A 4,054-nucleotide genomic window follows, 5' to 3' on the forward strand; every position below is an offset into this window, starting at 1 on the left:
AACTAAGGAGAATCTCTATGCGCACTATCGCCATCATCCTCGCCGCCGCCTTTGCTGCTGCTCCCGCCTTCGCTCAGGACACCAAAGTCAAAGGGACGACGACCATCGACGCCAAACAGGAAAACGTCGCTGCCGTAGCCGTTGGCAAGGACAACAAGGCCGCCAACACCGCCGGCGCGATCAAGGGCAAGACCTCGGTTCAGGGCCGCACCGACATCAAGGCCAAGCAAACCAACGCCGCCGCGGTTGCTGTCGGCAAGGGCAATACCGCCACCAACGAAGCTGGCGTGATTGGCGACGCCAAGAAGTAATTTCGTCGCAAACGAAGCCACCGCTGACGGGTCACCGTCAGCGGTGGCTTTTCGCTTTTTCAACGCGCCCCCTCTTGCCCGGAAGCAAGGTCGGCCACATCGTCGCGGCGACTGAAGCCAGTCAGGTTGCCGCACGGGCACTAGCGCGTTAGACTGCTGTCAGAAGGACACGGTGTACCGACAAATTTTTTGGGAAGGTTCTCATGCTGCAGATATTGAGACACAAGCCGGTTCATGGCTTGGCGACGGTGAGCGTACTGTGCACCGCGGCGTTCTGTGCGGCTCCTCTGATGGCTGCCGAGCCAGCTCCGGCTGCAGCCGCCGGGTGGGATGCTCAGGTCAAAGTGTCGCGAGGTGTGGTCAGCATCGAACGCGACGGACAACGCTATCCGGGAGTCGTCGGCGCGCGCCTGAAAGAGAAAGACACGATCCAGACCGGCGGCAACGGATCCGTCGGCATCATGTTCAAGGATAACTCGACGCTTTCTCTGGGGCCGGACGCGGAGGTCGAGCTGCAACGTTATGCGTACGACTCGACGACGTACATGGGCGCTTTCGACGCCTACATCAAACGGGGAACCGTCTCGGTACAAGCCGGAAACATCGCCAAGCAGACGCCGGGAGCAATGCGCATGGTGACACCCAAGGCCGAAGTCAGCGGTACGGCAAAGAATTACGTCGTTAGTGTTGGGGAATAAGCGATGAAGAGCTTGTCAATCGTTCTTGCCGTCTCACTCAGTATCGCCGCCTGTGCCAACCGCGATAGCTACGTCCTGCTGCCGAACCGGGGTTCCGGCGACGCCGGTACGCTGAACGTCAAGGCAATCGAGGGTGGTCACGCAATCAGGCTGGAGCAGCCGTATCAAAGCGCTCGCACCAGTGGTGGTCGGTTTGAGCAGGGAAGCAGCAATGAACAGGAGGTCAAGAAGCGGTTCGGCCAAGCGCTCGAGGCTTCGCCACCGGCTCCAGCGCGCTTCACTTTGTACTTCCTTGAAGGAAGTGATGAATTGACGTCAGCGTCAAAACGCGACCTTGACGCGATCGTTGCCGAAATCAAGGCGCGCCCGGTTCCCGACATCGTTGTCGTCGGTCACACCGACCGGGTCGGCCTGGTCGCCGACAACGATCGCCTCGCCTTGCGGCGCGCGGAATCGTTCAAGAAACGCCTGGTGCAGCAGGGCCAGCCAGAAGACTCGATTCAGACAGCCGGGCGAGGCGAGCGCGAACCCTTGATCGCCACCCCGGACGAGACGCCCGAGCCGAGAAATCGCCGCATTGAAATTCTTGTTCGCTAGGCCTTGCATGGGCCTGCCGATGTGGACGCGAGACGCTTGCCGGCGCTTTGCACTCGGTCTTGTCCTGTGCCTGGTTGGGGCGGTTGCGGCTGAGGTTCCGACCGAACCGATTCTGCGCATCGAGGCGGGCGCCCATCTCTCGCTGGTGACCCGCGTGAGCAGCGATAGTCAGGGGCGCTGGATCGTCAGCGCTTCAGAGGATAAGACGGCGCGCTTGTGGGACGCGGCGAGCGGGCGCCTGCTGACGGTATTTCGGCCGCCCGTCGGCGCTGAAGGCGTCGGCGCGCTTTACGCAGCAGCCCTTTCGCCGGACGGGCGGCAGGTAGCCTTGGGCGGCAACGCTGGCTTCGATGGCCGGACTCACTCGCTTTACCTTTTCGATCGGGCGTCCGGCCGGCTCCCGCCGAAGAGTACGCTTTCCGGTCTTGAGGCGCCCCTTACGCAGCTCGCCTGGTCGAAGGACAGCCAGTTCGTTGCGGTTGGCCTGCGCCAGTCGGGTTTGCGCGTTTTTCAGCGCAACCTTGGCTTCGTTGGCAGCGATCCGGAGTACAACGAGGCAATCTACGGGGCCGATTTTGCCGCAGACGGGCGCTTGGCGACCTGCAGCCTGGATGGCAGCGTCCGCCTCTACCGGATCGATCGCAAGGGTCTGCAGCGGACGGCGCGCAAGCAGATGCCCGGCAAACCGTATTCAGTTGCATTCTCGCCCGATGGCAGCATGCTGGCTGTCGGCTATCAGGACCTCGGCCGAATCGATGTGCTCGACGCGGCGACCTTGAGCGTGCGTCACTCGACCGCGTCGAGTGGCGAGGGGAACCTCGGCCGCGTCGCGTGGAACAGCGATGGGCGCGTCCTCTACGGCGCTGGTACCGCGCGTGCGCGCGACCGTTTTGTCGTTTTCGCCTTTGCCGATGGTGGACGAGCCGCCCCCCGCGAGATTACTGGCTTCAGCAACATCGTCACCGCGCTTGCTGCCTGGCGCGACGGCGTGCTGGTCGGCAGTGCGGAACCTTCCTGGGCGAGCTTCGATGCGAACGGAAGCCGGCGGCTCTATGCGCGCCAACAGACGGCCGATTATCGTGATGCCGACGAGAAGTTCATGCTTTCGGAGGACGCCGCGCGGGTCGCCTTCCCGCTTGCTCCTGGCGGCAGCGCCCTGCTTTTCGACCTCGCCAAGGGGGATGTCCGCCCCTACAACTCGGAAGTGAAACTCGATCCACCGCGCCAGCCGGGCTGGATGGGCGGCGGACCGAGCAACTGGAAGAATTCTTCCGCGCCGAAGCTTGGTTCGCGCCCACTTGATCTGCGCCCCGGAGAGGTTGCGCGCAGCCTGGCGCTCAGTTCCGACAAGCAACGCTTCGTCATCGGTAGCGAATGGTATTTGCGGGCCTACACGGCTGACGGCAACCCGCTTTGGGAACAGCGCACGCCGGCCGCAGCCTGGGCAACCAACGTCTCGGGCGACGGCCGATGGGTCGTGGCCGGCCTGGGCGACGGCACGATCCGCTGGTACCGCATGCGCGATGGGCGTGAACAACTCGCGCTCTTCGTTCATATCGACGGCAAGCGCTGGATCATCTGGTCGCCTTCAGGCTACTACGACACCTCGCTCGAGGGAGAGGATCTTGTTGGCTGGCACCTCAACCGCGGCCCGAATGTTGCTGCCGATTTCTTCTCGGTCGGCCGTTTCCGCGATCGTTTCTACCGCCCGGAGATCATCCAGAGCATTCTGCGCACCGGCGATGAAGGCGAGGCGGTACGTGCGACCGCGAGCGCGCTTGCGGCGCTTGGCGTCAGCGAAAGCGATGCTTCGCCAGCGCCGGCAGCCCAGGTGAGCAAGAGCCAGGTGCGCCCACAGGCGTTGGCGCCGTCAGCGCCGCCGCCAGCGCCCGCGTCCGCGCCGCCCACACGCGGACCAGCCAGCGTGGCCACCCTCCTGCCGCCGGTGATCGATCTGCAGACCGACAGCCAACTCGAAACCTCGGCGAGCACCGTGCCGGTGCGCTTCGTACTGCGTAGCCCAAGCGACGCACCGGTGAGCGAGCTCAAGGTGCGAGTAAACGACAAGCTGGTTCGTTCGCTTGACAACCGTGCTCTACGCAGCACGCGCGGCGAGGCGCACGAGGTACAAGTAGAGGTTCCCCCGCTGGACAGCCAGATCAGGCTATTCGCTGCGAACAAGAACGGAAAGTCGGAGCCCGCGGTGATCAGCGTTCGGCGAGCTGCCGCACCGGTCAAGCTTCCTGAGACGCGCTTCGAGACGCTCTATCTGTTGATCATCGGCGTCAGCAAGTACCCGGAAGAGTGGAAGCTTGATCTGGCAGAGAAGGACGCGCGTGACTTCAACCACCACATGGTCCGCCAGGCGGGCAAACTCTACGGAACCGCTGTCCCGCGACTGTTGATCAACGAGCAGGCCAGCCGGCAGAATGTGCTCGATGGCCTGCG

General features: G+C 63.5%; 4 protein-coding genes. All 4 read left to right on the forward strand.

Features of this window, described 5'->3' with window-relative positions:
* The first annotated feature begins 17 nt into the window (after positions 1–17).
* Positions 18–311 carry a hypothetical protein gene (locus Q1M07_RS07935; protein ID WP_300329185.1) on the forward strand — a complete coding sequence of 98 codons (294 nt, stop codon included), beginning with the start codon at positions 18–20 and terminating at the stop codon, positions 309–311.
* Positions 312–514: 203 nt separating this feature from the next.
* Entirely contained in the window at positions 515–1,009 is a 495-nt protein-coding gene (locus tag Q1M07_RS07940) for a FecR domain-containing protein (protein WP_300452800.1), read from the forward strand.
* A gap of 3 nt (positions 1,010–1,012) precedes the next feature.
* Positions 1,013–1,606, forward strand: a complete 594-nt coding sequence (locus Q1M07_RS07945) for an OmpA family protein (protein ID WP_300452802.1) — start codon at positions 1,013–1,015, stop codon at positions 1,604–1,606.
* Between the two features lie 19 nt (positions 1,607–1,625).
* On the forward strand, positions 1,626–4,054 hold a 2,429-nt coding region (locus Q1M07_RS07950; protein WP_300452804.1), incomplete at its 3' end, for a hypothetical protein.

Source organism: Accumulibacter sp. (assembly GCF_029255285.1).
In the GTDB taxonomy this organism is placed as follows: Bacteria; Pseudomonadota; Gammaproteobacteria; order Burkholderiales; family Rhodocyclaceae; genus Accumulibacter.